The sequence below is a fragment of the Streptomyces sp. SD15 genome (assembly GCF_054462255.1).
Genome location: NZ_JBTLMO010000093.1, coordinates 1 through 18,273, shown reverse-complemented (window position 1 = coordinate 18,273; position 18,273 = coordinate 1). Strand labels below are relative to the sequence as shown.

The window sequence follows — 18,273 nt, the reverse complement described above, 5'->3', positions numbered from 1 at the left end:
CCGCATGGCTGCATACCTACAATCACCACCGCGGACACACCGCGCTCGCAGGCAAACCACCCGCCAGCCGCGTCCCCAACCTCACAGGGCAATACAGCTAGGGTTCTGCGTATCCATCGGGAAGCCTCTCGTTCTTCCTCGGTGGTCAGGCCCTCGCATTGGGATGGCAGTCCCGGCGGGGGCCGTCGCATGTCTGCGGTTGTGTCGCGCTGAGCGTAGGGCAGGCAACCGGTCCCGGATCCAGCCGAGTTGGCGATGTTCACTCGCGGGAGTGAGTTTGCGCGGCGGGCGGGAGGGGTGGGGCTTGGTGGGGTTCCTTTCTCTCCCGTGTTTCTTGGGGAAGAGCGCCGGTCGCACCGGAGCACACGCCGCCGGGCTTCGGGTGTGCTTACCGTGATTCGTGACTCGGCCGATGCGTACGGTTACTGTCCGGAGTTCGTCCGGTCGTGTCGGGGCTGTCGGCAGGGGCCGTACGGGTAGGGGCCGTTGCGGCGCAGCGGTACGACGGAGGGGCGCGGGATGCAGCACGTGGACGGTGACGCGGGTCGGCTCAAGGGCGAGGCGGACGAACCGGGTTGGGAGGTGGACCCGGACGACGACTGGGGTGTGGCGGTCGTCGCGACCGTGGGGCGGCAGTTGAAGCTGCGGCGGGAGGCGAAGGGGATGCGGGCCGCCGAGTTCGGGGCGGCGGTCGGGTACGGGGAGGACATGGTCTACAAGATCGAGGGGGGTAAGCGGATCCCCCAGCCCGAGTATCTGGAGCGGGCGGACGAGGTGTTGGGGGCGGGTGGGTTGCTCTCGGCGATGAAGGAGGACGTGGCGCGGGTCCGGTATCCGAAGAAGGTTCGGGAGATCGCGAAGCTGGAGGCGCAGGCGGTCGAGATCGGGGTCTACGTCGGGCTCAGTCTCCATGGCTTGTTGCAGACGCCAGAACATGCGCGGGGCTTGTTCGAGGTGTGGCAACCGTCGTACTCGGAAGAGGGCGTGGAGCGTCGAGTAGCGGCCCGTATGGCCCGGCAGTCGATCTTCGAACGCGAACCTGCGCCTGCACTCAGCTTCGTCCAGGAAGAGGCGACGCTCCGACGCCGAGTCGGAGGCACAATGGTGAGGCGACAGCAGCTCGAACGCTTGCTGGAGGTGGGGCAGTTGCGCAATGTCACGCTTCAGGTGATGCCGACGAACTCCGGAGCCCATCCCGGGCTGAGCGGCAAGATCGAGGTGCTGAAGTTTGCGGACGGCACGGCGTTGGGACGTTCCGACGGCGCGTTCAACGGCCGCCCGACTTCCGATCCGAAGCAGCTGAGGGTCCTTGAACTGCGGTATGGCGCCATCCGGGCTCAGGCTCTCTCGCCCGGGGAGTCATTGGCCTTCATCGAGCAACTGCTGGGAGAAACATGATCCGCAAGGCCTCTGCCGGGGACACCTCTGAGCTGGCGTGGTTCAAGAGCAGCTACAGCGACGGCCCTGATGGCGACTCCTGCGTCGAGATCGCCACCGCACCCGCCACGGTCCACGTCCGCGACTCCAAGAACCTCGGCGGCCCCCGGCTCACGCTCACGCCAAACGCGTGGGCGGTCTTCGTGCCGTACGCGTCCAAGGGCTGACGCGTCTTTCGCCTCCTCCTGGCGCATCAACTGCTCTCTGTCCCACGGGTATTCGATGTGCATACCATGTGGGGAGGCGGTGGCGCGGCCCGGCTGCGCGGAAGGGGGAACCGTGCAGGGCGAGGTCGTCGTGGCTCTCATCTCCACCCTGGGCACCGTCCTGGCCGGCGTGTTGGTGGCGATGTTGTCGCCTGGCCGAGCCGGCAACGACTGCAGCCGGCATCTGATGAGCATGAGTGTCTACTGCGGCCGTATCAGAGGAACGGCTGCAGCCGCGCTGAAGGACTGCGCACAGGCCGTCGATCACATGCAGGGCGGAGCCAGCTACCACGGGCGGACCGCCGACCAGAGGGACGGTCTCTTCGTGGAGGCGCAGTTCGGCGAGGAACTGGGTGATGAGCTTCGCCCTGACCTCCACTGGTTCAACAAGAAAATCAGCCAGTTCCTGCGCGAACTCCGACGCGCCGGCGAGAAGATCGATGGCATGGCTCGGTCGGCATCGGGTGACGGCGAGACCCGTACGCGCGAGCTGGCCGATGTGCGGACGTCCCTGAGGGTGGCTGAGGGATACCTGAACGAGGCCGATGCGGAGTTCGCGCTACTCCGGGGGAACTACCTCGAAAAGCAGGCGTCCGGTCTGTCAGGTCGAGCTCAGCGAAGGCTTCACAAACGCGCAAAGAAACGGTACGACGTCAATGCGCGAAGCGGTGAACGCGCCGTGACCGGGCATCTTCATGAGGTGGCCGCCGGGCCTCCGAGGTCGGACGACGGCGTGAGGCGTGCAGGGCAGGCCCCCGTCCAGGGCGATGGTGCGAGGGCTGCAGGGCAGACCGGGGCAGAGCCGCCGCCCTGCGGCTACTGCGTCTGGCGCTGCCCCCATGCGCCCGCCGGGACCGGTGTCCTCGGCGGCTGACGGCCGACCCTGGGCCCGTCGCGCTCTCCCGTGTTTGACCTGCGTCACTCTCGGGGTATTGTCTCCGGCTCGATTGGCGTCCGCCGTGCCCTCTGTGGCAGACTAGCGGGGTTGCTCGGTCGAGTGCCGATGCTGCGCGCCTCCCGCCGGGAGGACCGGAAGCGAGTCCCACAGTACTCGTCGCCTCAACTGTCGTAAGGCAGCGCTGGGGCGGACGTACGGGAATCTTTCGGGAAGTGTCAGCGGGGTGCAGACCAGGCACCCGGTGGGTGTTTTGCCCCCGGTCCTGCGGTTGCTTTCGGGTAGAGCCGTGTCCCTGGCAGGGAAATCCGTTTGCGGATACCCCTGCGGCAGGAGCGCGACACACCCGACCGCGTGGGTCGGAGACCAGGACGCGAACCCCCGGGTTCCAGAGCGTTTCACTAGACAAAGGACTACTGAGTAGCCATGGCGGGACAGAAGATCCGCATCCGGCTCAAGGCCTACGACCACGAGGTCATCGACTCTTCGGCGAAGAAGATCGTCGAGACGGTGACCCGCACTGGTGCGTCGGTCGCAGGCCCGGTGCCGCTGCCCACTGAGAAGAACGTGTACTGCGTCATCAAGTCGCCGCACAAGTACAAGGACTCGCGCGAGCACTTCGAGATGCGCACGCACAAGCGCCTGATCGACATTCTCGACCCGACGCCCAAGACCGTTGACTCTCTGATGCGACTCGACCTCCCGGCCGGTGTCGACATCGAGATCAAGCTCTAGGGATCGGTGATCTGAGAATGGCTAAGCAGATCAAGGGCATCCTGGGCGAGAAGCTCGGCATGACGCAGGTGTGGGACGAGAACAACCGTGTTGTTCCGGTCACCGTCGTCAAGGCTGGGCCCAACGTCGTCACCCAGGTGCGTACGAACGACACCGACGGCTACGAGTCGGTCCAGATCGCCTTCGGCGAGATCGACCCGCGCAAGGTGAACAAGCCCCTCAAGGGCCACTTCGCCAAGGCCGACGTCACCCCCCGTCGTCACCTCGTCGAGATCCGTACCGCTGACGCCAGCGAGTACACCCTCGGCCAGGAGATCACCGCCGAGACCTTCGAGGCCGGCGTCAAGGTGGACGTGACCGGCAAGAGCAAGGGCAAGGGCTTCGCCGGTGTCATGAAGCGTCACAACTTCAAGGGCCTCGGCGCCGGACACGGCACCCAGCGCAAGCACCGCTCTCCCGGCTCCATCGGTGGCTGCGCCACCCCGGGCCGTGTGTTCAAGGGCCTCCGCATGGCGGGCCGCATGGGCAACGAGCGCGTCACCACCCAGAACCTGACCGTTCACGCCGTTGACGCGGAGAAGGGCCTGCTCCTTATCAAGGGTGCGGTTCCTGGTCCGAACGGCGGCCTCGTCCTGGTCCGCACCGCGGCCAAGGGGGCCTGAGGAACATGACCACCATTGACATTCAGTCGCCCTCCGGCGACACCGCCGGGACTGTCGAGCTCCCGGCCGAGATCTTCGACGTAGAGAAGATCAGCATCCCGCTGCTCCACCAGGTCGTCGTCGCACAGCTGGCCGCTGCCCGTCAGGGCACGCACAAGGTCAAGCGTCGTGGCGAGGTCCGCGGTGGCGGCAAGAAGCCCTACCGCCAGAAGGGCACCGGCCGCGCCCGTCAGGGTTCGACCCGTGCGCCGCAGTTCGCCGGCGGTGGCGTCGTCCACGGCCCCACGCCGCGTGACTACTCGCAGCGGACCCCGAAGAAGATGAAGGCCGCGGCCCTGCGCCACGCCCTCACCGACCGGGCCCGCAACGCTCGCATCCACGTCATCACCGGCGTGATCGAGGGCGAGACCCCCTCCACCAAGGCCGCGAAGAGCTTCCTCGGCAAGGTCAGCGAGCGCAAGAACGTGCTCCTGGTCATCGAGCGCTCCGACGAGGCCGCGCTGCTCTCCGCGCGCAACCTGCCCCAGGTCCACATCCTGGAGCCGGGCCAGCTGAACACGTACGACGTTCTCGTCTCGGACGACGTGGTCTTCACCCAGGCCGCTTTCGAGTCCTTCGTGTCTGGCCCCCAGGCCGCTGACACCGAAGGGAGCGAAGCCTGATGGCTACGCGTCACCCGAGCATTGCCTCGAAGGCCGCCAAGGCCAAGAAGGTCGCGCGCGTCGCCAAGGCGAAGCGCCACGAGACCGAGGGCAAGAACACCGTCGAGACGCCGCTGAGCAAGAGCTTCACGGACCACCGTGACGTCCTTCTCAAGCCGGTCGTCTCCGAGAAGAGCTACGCGTTGCTCGACGAGGGCAAGTACACCTTCGTCGTCGCGCCGGGCGCCAACAAGACCCAGATCAAGCAGGCCGTCCAGGCGGTCTTCTCGGTCAAGGTCACCGGGGTCAACACGATCAACCGCCAGGGCAAGCGCAAGCGGACCAAGAGCGGCTTCGGTAAGCGTGCGGACACCAAGCGCGCCATCGTGACCCTCGCTGAGGGCGACCGTATCGACATCTTCGGCCAGGCCTCCTAACGGAGCGCCCTGGTCCGAATATCGGACGAGGACTGAGAAATGGGAATCCGCAAGTACAAGCCGACGACGCCGGGCCGCCGTGGCTCCTCCGTCGCCGACTTCGTCGAGGTCACGCGGTCCACGCCGGAGAAGTCGCTGGTCCGCCCGCTGCACAGCAAGGGCGGCCGTAACAACGCCGGTCGTGTGACCGTTCGCCACCAGGGTGGCGGACACAAGCGCGCCTTCCGAGTGATCGACTTCCGTCGTCACGACAAGGACGGCGTGCCGGCGAAGGTCGCGCACATCGAGTACGACCCCAACCGCACCGCGCGCATCGCGCTGCTGCACTACGCCGACGGCGAGAAGCGCTACATCCTCGCCCCGCGCAACCTGTCGCAGGGCGACCGCGTCGAGAACGGTCCCGGGGCCGACATCAAGCCGGGCAACAACCTGGCCCTCCGCAACATCCCGGTCGGTACCACGATCCACGCGATCGAGCTCCGTCCCGGTGGCGGTGCCAAGTTCGCCCGCTCCGCCGGTACCTCCGTGCAGCTGCTCGCGAAGGAGGGCCAGATGGCCCACCTCCGCATGCCCTCCGGTGAGATCCGCCTGGTCGACGTGCGCTGCCGCGCCACCGTCGGCGAGGTCGGCAACGCCGAGCAGAGCAACATCAACTGGGGTAAGGCCGGCCGCAAGCGCTGGCTCGGCGTTCGCCCGACCGTCCGCGGTGTGGCGATGAACCCGGTTGACCACCCGCACGGTGGTGGTGAGGGCAAGACCTCCGGTGGTCGCCACCCGGTCTCGCCGTGGGGTCAGAAGGAGGGTCGTACTCGTTCGCCGAAGAAGGCTTCGAACAAGTACATCGTCCGCCGCCGCAAGACGAACAAGAAGCGCTAGGAGCGGGTTTAGATGCCGCGCAGTCTCAAGAAGGGGCCCTTCGTCGACGACCACCTCATCAAGAAGGTGGACGCCCAGAACGAAGCCGGTTCCAAGAACGTCATCAAGACCTGGTCCCGTCGCTCGATGATCATCCCGGCCATGCTCGGCCACACGATCGCGGTGCACAACGGCAAGACCCACATTCCGGTGTTCGTCACCGAGTCGATGGTCGGCCACAAGCTCGGCGAGTTCTCGCCGACGCGCACCTTCCGGGGTCACGTCAAGGACGACCGGAAGTCGAAGCGCCGCTAACGCGGGGTGGAATCGACCATGACAGACACTGGAAGGACAACCATGGAAGCCAGGGCCCAGGCGCGGTACATCCGCGTTACGCCCATGAAGGCCCGCCGCGTGGTGGACCTTATCCGTGGCATGGATGCCACGGAGGCTCAGGCGGTCCTGCGTTTCGCCCCGCAGGCCGCGAGCGTGCCGGTTGGCAAGGTGCTTGACAGCGCCATCGCCAACGCCGCGCACAACTACGACCACACCGACGCCGGCAGCCTTGTCATCTCCGAGGCGTACGTCGACGAGGGTCCGACCCTGAAGCGGTTCCGTCCGCGCGCCCAGGGCCGTGCCTACCGGATCCGCAAGCGGACCAGCCACATCACCGTGGTCGTCAGCAGCAAGGAAGGAACCCGGTAATGGGCCAGAAGGTTAACCCGCATGGGTTCCGGCTCGGCATCACCACGGACTTCAAGTCCCGTTGGTACGCCGACAAGCTGTACAAGGACTACGTCAAGGAAGACGTCGCCATCCGTCGGATGATGACGTCCGGCATGGAGCGCGCCGGCATCTCGAAGGTTGAGATCGAGCGCACCCGTGACCGTGTGCGTGTGGACATCCACACCGCGCGTCCCGGCATCGTCATCGGCCGCCGTGGCGCCGAGGCCGACCGCATCCGCGGCGACCTCGAGAAGCTCACGGGCAAGCAGGTCCAGCTGAACATCCTCGAGGTCAAGAACCCCGAGACCGACGCTCAGCTGGTTGCTCAGGCCGTTGCTGAGCAGCTGTCCTCCCGCGTCTCCTTCCGCCGCGCCATGCGTAAGAGCATGCAGTCGGCGATGAAGGCGGGCGCCAAGGGCATCAAGATCCAGTGTGGTGGCCGTCTCGGCGGCGCCGAGATGTCCCGCTCGGAGTTCTACCGCGAGGGCCGTGTGCCCCTGCACACGCTCCGCGCGAACGTCGACTACGGCTTCTTCGAGGCCAAGACGACCTTCGGCCGTATCGGTGTGAAGGTCTGGATCTACAAGGGCGACGTCAAGAACATCGCCGAGGTCCGCGCCGAGAACGCCGCTGCCCGTGCGGGTAACCGCCCGGCTCGCGGCGGCGCCGGCGGCGGCGACCGCCCGGCCCGTGGTGGTGGCCGTGGTGGCGAGCGTGGCGGCCGCGGCCGCAAGCCGCAGCAGCAGTCCGCGCCGGCTGCCGAGGCCCCCAAGGCCGACGCTCCCGCCGCCGCTGCCGCTCCGGCTGAGAGCACCGGAACGGAGGCCTGACCGAAATGCTGATCCCCCGTAGGGTCAAGCACCGCAAGCAGCACCACCCGAAGCGCCGTGGTCAGGCCAAGGGCGGTACGCAGGTTTCGTTCGGCGAGTACGGCATTCAGGCCCTCACGCCGGCGTACGTGACGAACCGCCAGATCGAGGCGGCTCGTATCGCGATGACCCGCCACATCAAGCGTGGCGGCAAGGTCTGGATCAACATCTACCCGGACCGCCCGCTGACCAAGAAGCCTGCCGAGACCCGCATGGGTTCCGGTAAGGGTTCCCCCGAGTGGTGGGTCGCGAACGTGCACCCGGGCCGGGTCATGTTCGAGCTGTCCTACCCCAACGAGAAGATCGCCCGTGAGGCCCTCACTCGCGCAGCCCACAAGCTGCCGATGAAGTGCCGGATCGTCAAGCGCGAGGCAGGTGAAGCGTGATGTCGGCCGGTACCAAGGCGTCCGAGCTGCGCGAACTGGGTGACGAGGAGCTTCTCAACAAGCTCCGCGAAGCCAAGGAAGAGCTGTTCAACCTCCGCTTCCAGGCGGCGACCGGTCAGCTCGAGAACCACGGTCGGCTGAAGGCCGTCCGTAAGGACATCGCGCGGATCTACACCCTGATGCGTGAGCGCGAGCTGGGCATCGAGACGGTGGAGAGCGCCTGATGAGTGAGAACAACGTGACCGAGACCGCTGCTGAAGCCCGTGGTTTCCGCAAGACCCGCGAGGGTCTGGTCGTCAGCGACAAGATGGACAAGACCGTCGTCGTCGCTGTCGAGGACCGCGTCAAGCACGCGCTGTACGGCAAGGTCATCCGCCGTACGAGCAAGCTCAAGGCCCACGACGAGCAGAACGCCGCCGGCGTCGGCGACCGTGTCCTCCTGATGGAGACCCGGCCGCTGTCCTCGACGAAGCGCTGGCGCATCGTCGAGATCCTCGAGAAGGCCAAGTAATTACCTGAGGCCCTGGAAAAAAAATTCCAGGGGCCCCTCAGGTTGGTTCCGCCAGGCTCGGGGCGGGGTCGCTGTAAACAAGTGACCCCGCCCCGGGAACCGGCAGACAAATCAGGAGATAGACGTGATCCAGCAGGAGTCGCGACTGCGCGTCGCCGACAACACTGGTGCGAAGGAAATCCTTTGCATCCGTGTGCTCGGTGGCTCCGGTCGCCGCTACGCGGGTATCGGTGACGTCATCGTCGCCACCGTCAAGGACGCGATCCCCGGCGGCAATGTGAAGAAGGGTGACGTCGTCAAGGCGGTCATCGTTCGCACCGTCAAGGAGCGCCGCCGTCCGGACGGCTCGTACATCCGCTTCGACGAGAACGCCGCCGTCATTCTGAAGAACGACGGCGACCCTCGCGGCACCCGTATCTTCGGCCCCGTCGGCCGTGAGCTGCGCGAGAAGAAGTTCATGAAGATCATCTCGCTCGCGCCGGAGGTGCTGTAAGCATGAAGATCAAGAAGGGTGACACGGTTCAGGTCATCACCGGCAAGGACAAGGGCAAGCAGGGCAAGGTCATTGCCGCTTACCCGCGCGACGAGCGCGTCCTGGTCGAGGGTGTCAACCGGGTCAAGAAGCACACCAAGGCCGGCCCGACCGCCAGCGGTTCGCAGGCCGGCGGCATCGTCACGACCGAGGCCCCGATTCACGTGAGCAACGTTCAGCTCGTCGTGGAGAAGGACGGCAACAAGGTCGTCACGCGTGTCGGTTACCGCTTCGACGACGAGGGCAACAAGGTTCGCGTTGCCAAGCGGACGGGTGAGGACATCTGATGGCTACCACCACCACTCCGCGTCTCAAGACGAAGTACCGCGAGGAGATCGCGGGCAAGCTGCTTGAAGAGTTCTCGTACGAGAACGTCATGCAGGTTCCCGGCCTCGTCAAGATCGTGGTCAACATGGGTGTCGGCGACGCCGCGCGTGACTCGAAGCTCATGGACGGTGCCGTCCGTGACCTGACCACGATCACCGGTCAGAAGCCGGCCGTCACCAAGGCCCGCAAGTCCATCGCGCAGTTCAAGCTGCGTGAGGGTCAGCCGATCGGTGCCCACGTCACGCTCCGTGGCGACCGCATGTGGGAGTTCCTGGACCGCACCCTGTCGCTCGCGCTGCCGCGCATCCGCGACTTCCGTGGTCTGTCCCCCAAGCAGTTCGACGGCCGTGGCAACTACACCTTCGGTCTCACGGAGCAGGTCATGTTCCACGAGATCGACCAGGACAAGATCGACCGTACCCGGGGCATGGACATCACCGTGGTCACCACGGCGACCAACGACGCTGAGGGCCGTGCCCTTCTCCGTCACCTCGGCTTCCCGTTCAAGGAGGCGTAAGCGAGATGGCGAAGAAGTCTCTGATTGCCAAGGCTGCTCGCAAGCCCAAGTTCGGTGTGCGCGCGTACACCCGCTGCCAGCGCTGCGGCCGTCCGCACTCCGTCTACCGCAAGTTCGGCCTGTGCCGCGTGTGCCTTCGTGAGATGGCTCACCGTGGCGAGCTGCCGGGCGTGACCAAGAGCTCCTGGTAATCCCCTAGTTGGGATCAACCAGGACTCTCGGTAAGTAAAGGGTCTGGCAGAGGCCCTCTCCTCCATGGCTTAGGCTAGGAGGGTTGGGCGTCTGCCGCCCTGACCGACTTACTACGCCGTAGGTCCCCGCACCGCACCCGTCCCGCCACTGAGTGGGGAGAGGGATGGCGCATACAGGAAACCCCGGCGAGAGAGGCCGAAGGCCAATTCATGACCATGACTGATCCGATCGCAGACATGCTTACGCGTCTGCGTAACGCGAACTCGGCGTACCACGACACCGTGGGAATGCCGCACAGCAAGATCAAGTCGCACATCGCGGAGATCCTCCAGCAGGAGGGCTTCATCACGGGCTGGAAGGTCGAGGAAGCCGAGGTCGGCAAGAACCTCGTCCTCGAGCTGAAGTTCGGCCCGAACCGTGAGCGCTCCATCGCGGGCATCAAGCGGATCTCCAAGCCCGGTCTCCGGGTTTACGCGAAGTCCACCAACCTGCCGAAGGTGCTCGGCGGCCTCGGCGTGGCGATCATCTCCACGTCCCACGGGCTCCTCACCGACAAGCAGGCCGGCAAGAAGGGCGTAGGCGGAGAAGTCCTCGCCTACGTCTGGTAGCGGAAGGGAACGGAGGAAACAGCTATGTCGCGTATTGGCAAGCTCCCCATCACGGTTCCCGCCGGCGTGGACGTCACCATCGACGGCCGTACGGTCCAGGTGAAGGGCCCCAAGGGCACCCTCTCCCACACCGTCGTGGCACCGATCGAGATCGCTAAGGGTGAGGACGGCGTTCTGAACGTCACCCGCCCGAACGACGAGCGTCAGAACAAGGCCCTGCACGGCCTGTCCCGCACGCTGGTGGCGAACATGATCACCGGCGTGACCCAGGGTTACGTGAAGAAGCTCGAGATCAGCGGTGTCGGTTACCGCGTGACGGCCAAGGGCTCGAACCTCGAGTTCGCGCTCGGCTACAGCCACCCGATCACCGTCGAGGCGCCCGAGGGCATCACCTTCAAGGTGGAGGCTCCGACCCGTTTCTCGGTCGAGGGCATCGACAAGCAGAAGGTCGGCGAGGTTGCGGCCAACATCCGCAAGCTGCGCAAGCCCGACCCGTACAAGGCCAAGGGCGTCAAGTACGAAGGCGAAGTCATCCGCCGCAAGGTCGGAAAGGCGGGTAAGTAAGCCATGGCATACGGTGTCAAGATTGCTAAGGGCGACGCTTACAAGCGTGCTGCCATCAAGCGTCGTCACATCCGGATCCGTAAGCACATCTCGGGTACGGCCGAGCGTCCGCGCCTGGTCGTGACGCGCTCCAACCGCCACATCGTGGCCCAGGTCATCGACGACGTTAAGGGTCACACCCTCGCGTCGGCGTCGACCCTGGACACCACGATCCGCGGTGCCGAGGCCGACAAGTCCGCGCAGGCCAAGCAGGTCGGCGCCCTGGTCGCCGAGCGTGCCAAGGCTGCCGGTGTCGAGGCTGTCGTATTCGACCGTGGTGGCAACCAGTACGCCGGGCGCATCGCCGCCCTGGCGGACGCCGCCCGCGAAGCCGGACTCAAGTTCTGAGTCGCCCGTCGCGCTAGCGACTTGATTGTCGCTGCGTAGCTAGCGGAAAAAGAGAGAGGTAATCCAATGGCTGGACCCCAGCGCCGCGGAAGCGGTGCCGGTGGCGGCGAGCGGCGGGACCGGAAGGGCCGTGACGGCGGCGCAGCTGCTGCCGAGAAGACCGCGTACGTTGAGCGCGTTGTCGCGATCAACCGCGTCGCCAAGGTTGTGAAGGGTGGTCGTCGCTTCAGCTTCACCGCGCTGGTCGTGGTGGGCGATGGTGACGGCACCGTGGGTGTCGGTTACGGCAAGGCCAAGGAGGTGCCGGCCGCCATCGCCAAGGGTGTTGAGGAGGCCAAGAAGCACTTCTTCAAGGTTCCCCGTATCCAGGGCACCATCCCTCACCCCATCCAGGGTGAGAAGGCGGCGGGCGTCGTTCTGCTCAAGCCGGCGTCCCCCGGTACCGGCGTTATCGCCGGTGGCCCGGTGCGTGCCGTGCTCGAGTGCGCCGGCGTTCACGACATCCTGTCGAAGTCCCTGGGCTCCGACAACGCGATCAACATCGTGCACGCGACCGTGGCGGCCCTCAAGGGTCTGCAGCGTCCCGAGGAGATCGCGGCTCGCCGTGGTCTGCCCCTCGAGGACGTCGCCCCTGCCGCTCTGCTGCGTGCGCGTGCGGGAGCGGGTGCGTAATCATGGCTCAGCTCAAGATCACGCAGACGAAGTCGTACATCGGTAGCAAGCAGAACCACCGCGACACCCTGCGTTCGCTTGGCCTCAAGCGGGTCAACGACGTGGTCGTCAAGGAGGACCGCCCCGAGTTCCGCGGAATGGTGCACACCGTCCGCCACCTCGTGACGGTTGAGGAGGTCGACTGATCATGGCGGAAAACAACCCGCTCAAGATCCACAACCTCCGTCCCGCCCCGGGCGCCAAGACCGCCAAGACCCGTGTGGGTCGTGGTGAGGCGTCGAAGGGTAAGACGGCCGGTCGTGGTACCAAGGGCACGAAGGCCCGTTACCAGGTTCCGGAGCGCTTCGAGGGTGGCCAGATGCCCCTCCACATGCGTCTCCCGAAGCTGAAGGGCTTCAAGAACCCGTTCAAGACCGAGTTCCAGGTCGTGAACCTCGACAAGCTGGGCGCGCTGTACCCGGAGGGTGGCGAGGTCACCGTCGAGGGTCTCGTCGCCAAGGGTGCCGTTCGCAAGAACAGCCTCGTCAAGGTCCTCGGCCAGGGCGAGATCTCCGTGGCGCTGCAGGTGACGGTCGACGCCGTCTCCGGCTCCGCCAAGGAGAAGATCACCGCCGCCGGCGGTACCGTCACCGAGCTCGTCTGAATTCCTCAGGCGTCTCGCTGACTTGAACGATCCCGACCGGGGATGCCCTTGAAAAGGGGCATCCCCGGTCGGTCGTTTCGGGAACTTCCTTCGCCCGTCCTGGGGTTTTCTCAGCGGGGCGGATCGTGCTCTCGCAGGGGATGGACCAGGACCGACGCCGACGTAAGGTGACGGTAGACTCGATCGGTCGTTCCCCGGCAGGTGCCTGTCCCCGGTAGGGTATGGCAGGTTGCGTGTCACGGGCGATGTGCCCCGCGCGCAGGCCCTACACCCACTCGTCACCGATACTCGACACCGTCGCCTACCGCGCAGTAACGCGGGGGTCGCAGGAGGCACCGTGCTCACCGCGTTCGCCCGGGCGTTCAAGACGCCCGACCTGCGCAAGAAGCTGCTGTTCACGCTCGGCATCATCGTGGTCTACCGGGTCGGTACGCATGTCCCGATCCCGGGCGTCGACTACAAGAGCGTTCAGATCTGCGTGGACCAAGCGTCCGGCAACCAGGGCCTGTTCGGTCTGGTCAATATGTTCAGTGGTGGCGCGCTGCTCCAGATCACCATCTTCGCGCTCGGCATCATGCCGTACATCACGGCGAGCATCATTCTGCAGCTGCTGACCGTGGTGATCCCGCGCCTCGAGGCCCTCAAGAAGGAGGGCCAGGCGGGCACCGCGAAGATCACGCAGTACACGCGTTATCTGACGGTCGCTCTGGCCATTCTGCAGGGCACCGGCCTGGTCGCCACCGCCCGCAGCGGCGCGCTCTTCAGCACCTGCACGGTCGGTGGACAGATCATCCCCGACCAGTCGATCTTCACGACCGTCACCATGGTCATCGCGATGACCGCCGGTACGGCCGTCGTCATGTGGCTCGGTGAGCTCATCACCGACCGCGGCATCGGCAACGGCATGTCGATCCTGATGTTCATCTCGATCGCCGCGACCTTCCCGTCCGCACTGTGGGCCATCAAGACCCAGGGCACGCTGGCCGACGGCTGGATCGAGTTCGCCACCGTCATCTTCATCGGCCTGGTCATGGTCGGCCTGGTGGTCTTCGTCGAGCAGGCCCAGCGGCGCATCCCGGTCCAGTACGCGAAGCGCATGATCGGCCGCCGGTCCTACGGCGGTACGTCGACGTACATCCCGCTGAAGGTCAACCAGGCGGGCATCATCCCTGTGATCTTTGCCTCGTCGCTGCTCTACATCCCGGCGCTGGTCGCTCAGTTCTCCGGCGGCACCTCGGGCTGGAAGACCTGGATCGAGCAGAACCTCACCAAGGGCGACCACCCGATTTACATCAGCACGTACTTTGTCCTGATTGTTTTCTTCGCGTTCTTCTATGTGGCGATCTCCTTCAACCCCGAAGAAGTAGCCGACAACATGAAGAAGTATGGTGGCTTCATCCCGGGCATCCGGGCTGGCCGACCGACCGCTGAGTACCTCAGCTACGTACTCAACCGGATCACCTGGCCGGGGTCGCTGTATCTGGGTCTGATCGCTCTCGTACCGACGATGGCGTTGGTTGGCTTCGGGGCAAGCCAGAACTTCCCGTTCGGTGGTACCAGCATCCTGATCATCGTGGGTGTGGGTCTCGAGACGGTGAAGCAGATCGAGAGCCAGCTTCAGCAGCGCAATTACGAAGGGTTCCTCCGCTGATGCGAATCGTCCTCGTCGGGCCGCCCGGTGCCGGGAAGGGAACGCAGGCCGCGTTTCTCGCCAATAACCTGGGGATCCCGCACATCTCCACGGGCGACCTCTTCCGCGCCAACATCAGTAAGGGCACGGAGCTCGGCAAGCAGGCCAAGGCGTACATGGACGCCGGCAACCTGGTACCGGACGAGGTCACCATCGGGATGGCCAAGGACCGCATGGAGCAGCCCGACGCCGCGAACGGGTTCCTGCTCGACGGCTTCCCTCGTAACGTCTCGCAGGCCGAGGCGCTCGACGAGATGCTGAAGACCGAGGGCATGAAGCTGGACGCGGTGCTGGACCTGGAGGTCCCCGAGGCCGAGGTGGTCAAGCGCATCGCGGGCCGCCGCATCTGCCGCAACGACTCGGCGCACGTCTTCCACGTCACGTACAAGCAGCCGAAGCAGGAAGGCGTCTGCGACGTCTGCGGCGGCGAGCTGTACCAGCGGGACGACGACTCCGAGGAGACCGTCCGCAAGCGCCTCGAGGTCTACCACACGCAGACCGAGCCGATCATCGACTACTACAAGGCCCAGGGCCTGGTCGTCACGATCTCGGCGCTCGGCAAGGTGGAAGAGGTCACGGGGCGCGCCATGGAGGCGCTCAACAGCAAGGCCGACGACAAGTAGTCGTCACGCTGCTTCGGCCGCGGTGCCCTCGACGGGCGCCGCGGCCGTAGTGTTGTCTAGGTGGACGCGGTGCGTGAGCAGGCGCCGCGTACGCATGTAAACGGTTGACGGAGAAGACGGAGAGCGCAGGCCGCCATGGTGCAGATCAAGACCCCCGAGCAGATCGCCAAGATGCGTGAGGCGGGCCTGGTCGTCGCCGCCATCCACGCGGCCACTCGTGAGGTGGCCGTGCCCGGCGCCACCACGAGGGATCTCGACGAGGTCGCCCGCAAGGTGCTCGCGGAGCACGGCGCGAAGTCGAACTTCCTGGGGTACGGCGGTTTCCCCGCGACCATCTGCACCTCGGCCAACGAGGTCGTCGTCCATGGCATCCCGGACGACAAGACCGTCTTGAAGGACGGCGACATCATCTCCATCGACGCCGGCGCGATCATCGACGGCTGGCACGGCGACGCCGCGTACACCGCGTTCGTGGGCTCCGGCCATGCTCCGGAGCTGATCGAGCTCTCCCGGGTGACCGAGGAGTCGATGTGGGCGGGCATCGCCGCGATGAAGCAGGGCAACCGGCTCGTCGACGTCTCCCGCGCGATCGAGACGTACATCCGCCGCCAGCCGAAGCCCGGCGGCGGCAAGTACGGGATCATCCAGGACTACGGCGGCCACGGCATCGGCACCGAGATGCACATGGACCCGCACCTGCTGAACTACGTCGAGCGCAAGCGCGGCAAGGGCCCCAAGCTGGTCCCCGGCTTCTGCCTGGCCATCGAGCCGATGGTGTCGCTCGGCACCCCGAAGACCGAGGTCCTCGAGGACGACTGGACCGTCATCACCACGGACGGCACATGGTCGTCCCACTGGGAGCACTCGGTGGCGCTGACGGAGGAGGGCCCGCTGGTCCTCACCGCGCCTGACGGGGGCAAGGCGAAGCTGGCGGAGTACGGCGTCACGGTGGCGCCGGACCCGCTCGCCTGACCACGCACGGCCTGCGCGGCCGCGCCCGGTGTGTGAGGCGCTTCAGGTCGCCGCGCCGCGCCGCCTCGCACGCTCGCAGGCCCCCGCGATCACGGCCCCGTCCCCCTACGCGGGCGCGGGCCGGGTGCGCGCACAGCTCGTACCGCCCACTCTGGCTTAATGATCTCCGTAGCCGGGCATTCTTCCTCGATTCGTCTTTCCGGGTGCGCTGACGTAGACTGACTCGTCGGCTCTCGTGCACCCGCATGTCTGCATGCGCTCGTACGGAGTCGATCAAGGTAGTCGATTCGAAGGGCAAAGCGTGGCCAAGAAGCAAGGTGCCATCGAGATCGAGGGCACTGTCGTCGAGTCTCTGCCGAACGCCATGTTCAAGGTCGAGCTCCAGAACGGCCACCAGGTCCTGGCACACATCAGCGGCAAGATGCGTATGCACTACATCCGCATCCTCCCTGACGACCGGGTCGTGGTGGAGCTGTCTCCGTACGACCTGACGCGTGGCCGGATCGTCTACCGGTACAAGTAGATCTTGCCTTTGCTCCGTGTTCCCGGTTCCGGGGCGCGGAGGGTGGCACTGACCCGGAGAACCTCACCAATGAAGGTCAAGCCGAGCGTCAAGAAGATCTGCGACAAGTGCAGGGTGATCCGCCGTCACGGTCGGGTCATGGTCATCTGCGAAAACCCGCGCCACAAGCAGCGCCAGGGCTGACGCACGACCGAACCTCTGCATCCGCAGAACTTCGCGCGACGCAAGCAGTACATGTTCATACGCAGAGCCCAGGTCGTCCTTGAGAAGACCTGACACCCCCGGTCGGAGGCTGGGGACCCGGTTCGTACCTGGTACGGCGGCTGGGAACCGGTTCTGTGGAAGACCTCCGAACGACAACTGGAGCCATTGAATGGCACGCGTTTCCGGTGTTGACATCCCGCGCGAAAAGCGTGTGGAGGTCGCCCTGACCTACGTGTTCGGCATCGGCCGGACCCTTTCCCAGCAGACGCTGGCCGAGACCGGCGTGAACCCGAACACGCGCGTTCGTGACCTCTCCGAGGAGGAGCTGGTCAAGATCCGCGAGTACGTGGACGCCAACATCAAGACCGAGGGTGACCTCCGTCGCGAGATTCAGGCCGACATCCGCCGCAAGGTCGAGATCGGCTGCTACCAGGGTCTGCGCCACCGTCGTGGCCTGCCCGTCCACGGTCAGCGCACCAGCACGAACGCTCGTACCCGCAAGGGCCCGCGTCGCGCGATCGCCGGTAAGAAGAAGCCGGGCAAGAAGTAGTCCTCAGCGGACGCTTGACCAAGCGGTCTTCGCTGTAGGACCGACCACCTCCCGTAGGAGTAATAGATGCCCCCCAAGGGTCGTCAGGGCGCTGCCAAGAAGGTGCGCCGCAAGGAAAAGAAGAACGTCGCTCACGGGCACGCTCACATCAAGAGCACGTTCAACAACACCATCGTCTCGATCACGGACCCCTCGGGCAACGTGATCTCCTGGGCCTCCGCCGGCCACGTCGGCTTCAAGGGCTCGCGCAAGTCCACCCCCTTCGCCGCGCAGATGGCCGCCGAGTCGGCCGCCCGCCGCGCGCAGGAGCACGGCATGCGCAAGGTCGACGTCTTCGTCAAGGGCCCGGGTTCGGGTCGCGAGACGGCCATCCGTTCGCTGCAGGCGACCGGTCTTGAGGTCGGCTCCATCCAGGACGTGACGCCGACGCCGCACAACGGCTGCCGTCCGCCGAAGCGTCGCCGCGTCTAATTCGGCTTGGCGGCGCTCTCCGCGCGAGCGGAGCTGACCCGCGCCGCCGCGTCTGACGCACGTTTGTCTTAGGTTTCGGGCGGTATGGCTCCTCGGAGGCGTGCCGCCCGTACCCTTGCAGCAGTAACAACATCGGGCTACCACCCGGTGAGCAGGGCATCAAATAGTGGGTGCCCCTGACTGAAGGATCGCAACATGCTGATTGCTCAGCGTCCCTCGTTGACCGAAGAGGTCGTCGACGAGTTCCGCTCCCGGTTCGTGATCGAGCCGCTGGAGCCGGGCTTCGGATACACCCTCGGTAACTCCCTGCGTCGTACGCTCCTCTCCTCGATCCCCGGTGCGGCGGTCACGTCCATCCGCATCGACGGCGTTCTGCACGAGTTCACCACCGTGCCGGGCGTCAAGGAGGACGTCACCGACCTGATCCTCAACATCAAG

At 65.8% G+C, this 18,273-nt stretch carries 31 protein-coding genes and 1 pseudogene; all 32 read left to right on the top strand.

The window, feature by feature from the left end:
- Positions 1–519 precede the first annotated feature (519 nt).
- Entirely contained in the window at positions 520–1,398 is an 879-nt protein-coding gene (locus tag ACX28W_RS42500; protein WP_459005455.1) for a helix-turn-helix domain-containing protein, read from the top strand.
- Complete coding sequence (locus ACX28W_RS42495) at positions 1,395–1,604, top strand: DUF397 domain-containing protein (protein ID WP_459005454.1); 210 nt, start codon at positions 1,395–1,397, stop codon at positions 1,602–1,604. The genes ACX28W_RS42500 and ACX28W_RS42495 overlap by 4 nt, the downstream gene beginning before the upstream one ends.
- Before the next feature lie 112 nt (positions 1,605–1,716).
- Positions 1,717–2,517, top strand: a complete 801-nt coding sequence (locus ACX28W_RS42490) for a hypothetical protein (RefSeq protein WP_459005453.1) — start codon at positions 1,717–1,719, stop codon at positions 2,515–2,517.
- Between the two features lie 447 nt (positions 2,518–2,964).
- Positions 2,965–3,273 (top strand): 30S ribosomal protein S10, encoded by a 309-nt coding sequence (gene rpsJ / locus ACX28W_RS42485; RefSeq protein ID WP_003948644.1) that lies wholly within the window; start codon positions 2,965–2,967, stop codon positions 3,271–3,273.
- Positions 3,274–3,290: 17 nt separating this feature from the next.
- A complete protein-coding gene (rplC, locus tag ACX28W_RS42480) occupies positions 3,291–3,935 on the top strand; it encodes a 50S ribosomal protein L3 (protein WP_355782961.1) in 645 nt (214 codons plus the stop codon).
- Between the two features lie 5 nt (positions 3,936–3,940).
- Entirely contained in the window at positions 3,941–4,597 is a 657-nt protein-coding gene (gene rplD / locus ACX28W_RS42475; RefSeq protein ID WP_362065424.1) for a 50S ribosomal protein L4, read from the top strand.
- Complete coding sequence (gene rplW, locus ACX28W_RS42470; protein WP_075028520.1) at positions 4,597–5,013, top strand: 50S ribosomal protein L23; 417 nt, start codon at positions 4,597–4,599, stop codon at positions 5,011–5,013. The genes rplD and rplW overlap by 1 nt, the downstream gene beginning before the upstream one ends.
- Positions 5,014–5,052: 39 nt before the next feature.
- The gene (rplB, locus tag ACX28W_RS42465; protein ID WP_362065428.1) at positions 5,053–5,889 is read left to right on the top strand and encodes a 50S ribosomal protein L2; all 837 of its coding nucleotides are present in this window, start codon (positions 5,053–5,055) and stop codon (positions 5,887–5,889) included.
- Between the two features lie 12 nt (positions 5,890–5,901).
- A complete protein-coding gene (gene rpsS, locus ACX28W_RS42460) occupies positions 5,902–6,183 on the top strand; it encodes a 30S ribosomal protein S19 (protein WP_010986346.1) in 282 nt (93 codons plus the stop codon).
- A gap of 42 nt (positions 6,184–6,225) precedes the next feature.
- The gene (gene rplV, locus ACX28W_RS42455; protein WP_006604878.1) at positions 6,226–6,573 is read left to right on the top strand and encodes a 50S ribosomal protein L22; all 348 of its coding nucleotides are present in this window, start codon (positions 6,226–6,228) and stop codon (positions 6,571–6,573) included.
- Positions 6,573–7,424 carry a 30S ribosomal protein S3 gene (gene rpsC / locus ACX28W_RS42450; RefSeq protein WP_398992718.1) on the top strand — a complete coding sequence of 284 codons (852 nt, stop codon included), beginning with the start codon at positions 6,573–6,575 and terminating at the stop codon, positions 7,422–7,424. The genes rplV and rpsC overlap by 1 nt, the downstream gene beginning before the upstream one ends.
- 5 nt (positions 7,425–7,429) lie before the next feature.
- Positions 7,430–7,849: a 50S ribosomal protein L16 gene (rplP, locus tag ACX28W_RS42445; protein WP_099500627.1), complete on the top strand. Its 420-nt coding sequence runs from the start codon at positions 7,430–7,432 to the stop codon at positions 7,847–7,849.
- The gene (gene rpmC / locus ACX28W_RS42440; RefSeq protein ID WP_005481220.1) at positions 7,849–8,073 is read left to right on the top strand and encodes a 50S ribosomal protein L29; all 225 of its coding nucleotides are present in this window, start codon (positions 7,849–7,851) and stop codon (positions 8,071–8,073) included. The genes rplP and rpmC overlap by 1 nt, the downstream gene beginning before the upstream one ends.
- A complete protein-coding gene (gene rpsQ, locus ACX28W_RS42435) occupies positions 8,073–8,360 on the top strand; it encodes a 30S ribosomal protein S17 (protein ID WP_459005452.1) in 288 nt (95 codons plus the stop codon). The genes rpmC and rpsQ overlap by 1 nt, the downstream gene beginning before the upstream one ends.
- Positions 8,361–8,484: 124 nt before the next feature.
- Entirely contained in the window at positions 8,485–8,853 is a 369-nt protein-coding gene (gene rplN / locus ACX28W_RS42430; RefSeq protein WP_003998823.1) for a 50S ribosomal protein L14, read from the top strand.
- Positions 8,854–8,855: 2 nt separating this feature from the next.
- Complete coding sequence (gene rplX, locus ACX28W_RS42425; RefSeq protein WP_067367101.1) at positions 8,856–9,179, top strand: 50S ribosomal protein L24; 324 nt, start codon at positions 8,856–8,858, stop codon at positions 9,177–9,179.
- Positions 9,179–9,736 (top strand): 50S ribosomal protein L5, encoded by a 558-nt coding sequence (gene rplE, locus ACX28W_RS42420; protein ID WP_067367099.1) that lies wholly within the window; start codon positions 9,179–9,181, stop codon positions 9,734–9,736. Before rplX ends, rplE begins: the two co-directional genes overlap by 1 nt.
- 5 nt (positions 9,737–9,741) lie before the next feature.
- A complete protein-coding gene (locus ACX28W_RS42415; protein WP_030368403.1) occupies positions 9,742–9,927 on the top strand; it encodes a type Z 30S ribosomal protein S14 in 186 nt (61 codons plus the stop codon).
- Positions 9,928–10,137: 210 nt separating this feature from the next.
- On the top strand, positions 10,138–10,536 hold the full coding sequence (rpsH, locus tag ACX28W_RS42410; protein WP_362065440.1) for a 30S ribosomal protein S8: 399 nt from the start codon (positions 10,138–10,140) through the stop codon (positions 10,534–10,536).
- 24 nt (positions 10,537–10,560) lie between these two features.
- Positions 10,561–11,100, top strand: coding sequence for a 50S ribosomal protein L6 (gene rplF, locus ACX28W_RS42405; protein WP_459005451.1), 540 nt, complete (start codon positions 10,561–10,563; stop codon positions 11,098–11,100).
- A 3-nt stretch (positions 11,101–11,103) separates the two neighbouring features.
- Positions 11,104–11,487 carry a 50S ribosomal protein L18 gene (rplR, locus tag ACX28W_RS42400; protein ID WP_362065446.1) on the top strand — a complete coding sequence of 128 codons (384 nt, stop codon included), beginning with the start codon at positions 11,104–11,106 and terminating at the stop codon, positions 11,485–11,487.
- Between the two features lie 66 nt (positions 11,488–11,553).
- Positions 11,554–12,159 carry a 30S ribosomal protein S5 gene (rpsE, locus tag ACX28W_RS42395; RefSeq protein WP_005313527.1) on the top strand — a complete coding sequence of 202 codons (606 nt, stop codon included), beginning with the start codon at positions 11,554–11,556 and terminating at the stop codon, positions 12,157–12,159.
- Positions 12,160–12,161: 2 nt separating this feature from the next.
- Positions 12,162–12,344, top strand: a complete 183-nt coding sequence (gene rpmD / locus ACX28W_RS42390) for a 50S ribosomal protein L30 (RefSeq protein ID WP_119102573.1) — start codon at positions 12,162–12,164, stop codon at positions 12,342–12,344.
- A gap of 2 nt (positions 12,345–12,346) precedes the next feature.
- Positions 12,347–12,802, top strand: a complete 456-nt coding sequence (rplO, locus tag ACX28W_RS42385) for a 50S ribosomal protein L15 (protein ID WP_053746341.1) — start codon at positions 12,347–12,349, stop codon at positions 12,800–12,802.
- Positions 12,803–13,139: 337 nt separating this feature from the next.
- Positions 13,140–14,453, top strand: a complete 1,314-nt coding sequence (gene secY, locus ACX28W_RS42380) for a preprotein translocase subunit SecY (protein WP_459005450.1) — start codon at positions 13,140–13,142, stop codon at positions 14,451–14,453.
- Positions 14,453–15,115, top strand: coding sequence for an adenylate kinase (locus tag ACX28W_RS42375; protein WP_459005449.1), 663 nt, complete (start codon positions 14,453–14,455; stop codon positions 15,113–15,115). The genes secY and ACX28W_RS42375 overlap by 1 nt, the downstream gene beginning before the upstream one ends.
- Before the next feature lie 135 nt (positions 15,116–15,250).
- Positions 15,251–16,087: a type I methionyl aminopeptidase gene (gene map / locus ACX28W_RS42370; RefSeq protein ID WP_459005448.1), complete on the top strand. Its 837-nt coding sequence runs from the start codon at positions 15,251–15,253 to the stop codon at positions 16,085–16,087.
- Between the two features lie 301 nt (positions 16,088–16,388).
- Positions 16,389–16,610, top strand: coding sequence for a translation initiation factor IF-1 (gene infA, locus ACX28W_RS42365; RefSeq protein WP_003948620.1), 222 nt, complete (start codon positions 16,389–16,391; stop codon positions 16,608–16,610).
- 69 nt (positions 16,611–16,679) lie between these two features.
- Positions 16,680–16,793: a 50S ribosomal protein L36 gene (gene rpmJ / locus ACX28W_RS42360; RefSeq protein ID WP_003998809.1), complete on the top strand. Its 114-nt coding sequence runs from the start codon at positions 16,680–16,682 to the stop codon at positions 16,791–16,793.
- A 190-nt stretch (positions 16,794–16,983) separates the two neighbouring features.
- Positions 16,984–17,364, top strand: coding sequence for a 30S ribosomal protein S13 (rpsM, locus tag ACX28W_RS42355; RefSeq protein WP_060901485.1), 381 nt, complete (start codon positions 16,984–16,986; stop codon positions 17,362–17,364).
- Positions 17,365–17,430: 66 nt separating this feature from the next.
- Entirely contained in the window at positions 17,431–17,835 is a 405-nt protein-coding gene (gene rpsK / locus ACX28W_RS42350; RefSeq protein ID WP_003956432.1) for a 30S ribosomal protein S11, read from the top strand.
- A gap of 195 nt (positions 17,836–18,030) precedes the next feature.
- Positions 18,031–18,273, top strand: a pseudogene (locus ACX28W_RS42345) (DNA-directed RNA polymerase subunit alpha); the annotation flags it as partial.

What these genes read in the sequence shown, in the direction of transcription:
- rplB (WP_362065428.1), top strand. Translation starts at nt 5,053, where the DNA reads ATGGGAATCCGCAAGTACAAGCCGACGACGCCGGGCCGCCGTGGCTCC.
- rplR (WP_362065446.1), top strand. Translation starts at nt 11,104, where the DNA reads ATGGCATACGGTGTCAAGATTGCTAAGGGCGACGCTTACAAGCGTGCT.
- rplX (WP_067367101.1), top strand. Translation starts at nt 8,856, where the DNA reads ATGAAGATCAAGAAGGGTGACACGGTTCAGGTCATCACCGGCAAGGAC.
- rplD (WP_362065424.1), top strand. Translation starts at nt 3,941, where the DNA reads ATGACCACCATTGACATTCAGTCGCCCTCCGGCGACACCGCCGGGACT.
- rpsJ (WP_003948644.1), top strand. Translation starts at nt 2,965, where the DNA reads ATGGCGGGACAGAAGATCCGCATCCGGCTCAAGGCCTACGACCACGAG.
- rplC (WP_355782961.1), top strand. Translation starts at nt 3,291, where the DNA reads ATGGCTAAGCAGATCAAGGGCATCCTGGGCGAGAAGCTCGGCATGACG.
- rpsE (WP_005313527.1), top strand. Translation starts at nt 11,554, where the DNA reads ATGGCTGGACCCCAGCGCCGCGGAAGCGGTGCCGGTGGCGGCGAGCGG.
- rplW (WP_075028520.1), top strand. Translation starts at nt 4,597, where the DNA reads ATGGCTACGCGTCACCCGAGCATTGCCTCGAAGGCCGCCAAGGCCAAG.
- ACX28W_RS42375 (WP_459005449.1), top strand. Translation starts at nt 14,453, where the DNA reads ATGCGAATCGTCCTCGTCGGGCCGCCCGGTGCCGGGAAGGGAACGCAG.
- ACX28W_RS42500 (WP_459005455.1), top strand. Translation starts at nt 520, where the DNA reads ATGCAGCACGTGGACGGTGACGCGGGTCGGCTCAAGGGCGAGGCGGAC.
- rpsQ (WP_459005452.1), top strand. Translation starts at nt 8,073, where the DNA reads ATGAGTGAGAACAACGTGACCGAGACCGCTGCTGAAGCCCGTGGTTTC.
- rpsM (WP_060901485.1), top strand. Translation starts at nt 16,984, where the DNA reads ATGGCACGCGTTTCCGGTGTTGACATCCCGCGCGAAAAGCGTGTGGAG.
- rpmD (WP_119102573.1), top strand. Translation starts at nt 12,162, where the DNA reads ATGGCTCAGCTCAAGATCACGCAGACGAAGTCGTACATCGGTAGCAAG.
- rplV (WP_006604878.1), top strand. Translation starts at nt 6,226, where the DNA reads ATGGAAGCCAGGGCCCAGGCGCGGTACATCCGCGTTACGCCCATGAAG.
- rpsH (WP_362065440.1), top strand. Translation starts at nt 10,138, where the DNA reads ATGACCATGACTGATCCGATCGCAGACATGCTTACGCGTCTGCGTAAC.
- rplO (WP_053746341.1), top strand. Translation starts at nt 12,347, where the DNA reads ATGGCGGAAAACAACCCGCTCAAGATCCACAACCTCCGTCCCGCCCCG.
- rplP (WP_099500627.1), top strand. Translation starts at nt 7,430, where the DNA reads ATGCTGATCCCCCGTAGGGTCAAGCACCGCAAGCAGCACCACCCGAAG.
- rpmC (WP_005481220.1), top strand. Translation starts at nt 7,849, where the DNA reads ATGTCGGCCGGTACCAAGGCGTCCGAGCTGCGCGAACTGGGTGACGAG.
- rpsC (WP_398992718.1), top strand. Translation starts at nt 6,573, where the DNA reads ATGGGCCAGAAGGTTAACCCGCATGGGTTCCGGCTCGGCATCACCACG.
- rpsK (WP_003956432.1), top strand. Translation starts at nt 17,431, where the DNA reads ATGCCCCCCAAGGGTCGTCAGGGCGCTGCCAAGAAGGTGCGCCGCAAG.
- ACX28W_RS42415 (WP_030368403.1), top strand. Translation starts at nt 9,742, where the DNA reads ATGGCGAAGAAGTCTCTGATTGCCAAGGCTGCTCGCAAGCCCAAGTTC.
- map (WP_459005448.1), top strand. Translation starts at nt 15,251, where the DNA reads ATGGTGCAGATCAAGACCCCCGAGCAGATCGCCAAGATGCGTGAGGCG.
- rplE (WP_067367099.1), top strand. Translation starts at nt 9,179, where the DNA reads ATGGCTACCACCACCACTCCGCGTCTCAAGACGAAGTACCGCGAGGAG.
- ACX28W_RS42495 (WP_459005454.1), top strand. Translation starts at nt 1,395, where the DNA reads ATGATCCGCAAGGCCTCTGCCGGGGACACCTCTGAGCTGGCGTGGTTC.
- rpmJ (WP_003998809.1), top strand. Translation starts at nt 16,680, where the DNA reads ATGAAGGTCAAGCCGAGCGTCAAGAAGATCTGCGACAAGTGCAGGGTG.
- rpsS (WP_010986346.1), top strand. Translation starts at nt 5,902, where the DNA reads ATGCCGCGCAGTCTCAAGAAGGGGCCCTTCGTCGACGACCACCTCATC.
- rplF (WP_459005451.1), top strand. Translation starts at nt 10,561, where the DNA reads ATGTCGCGTATTGGCAAGCTCCCCATCACGGTTCCCGCCGGCGTGGAC.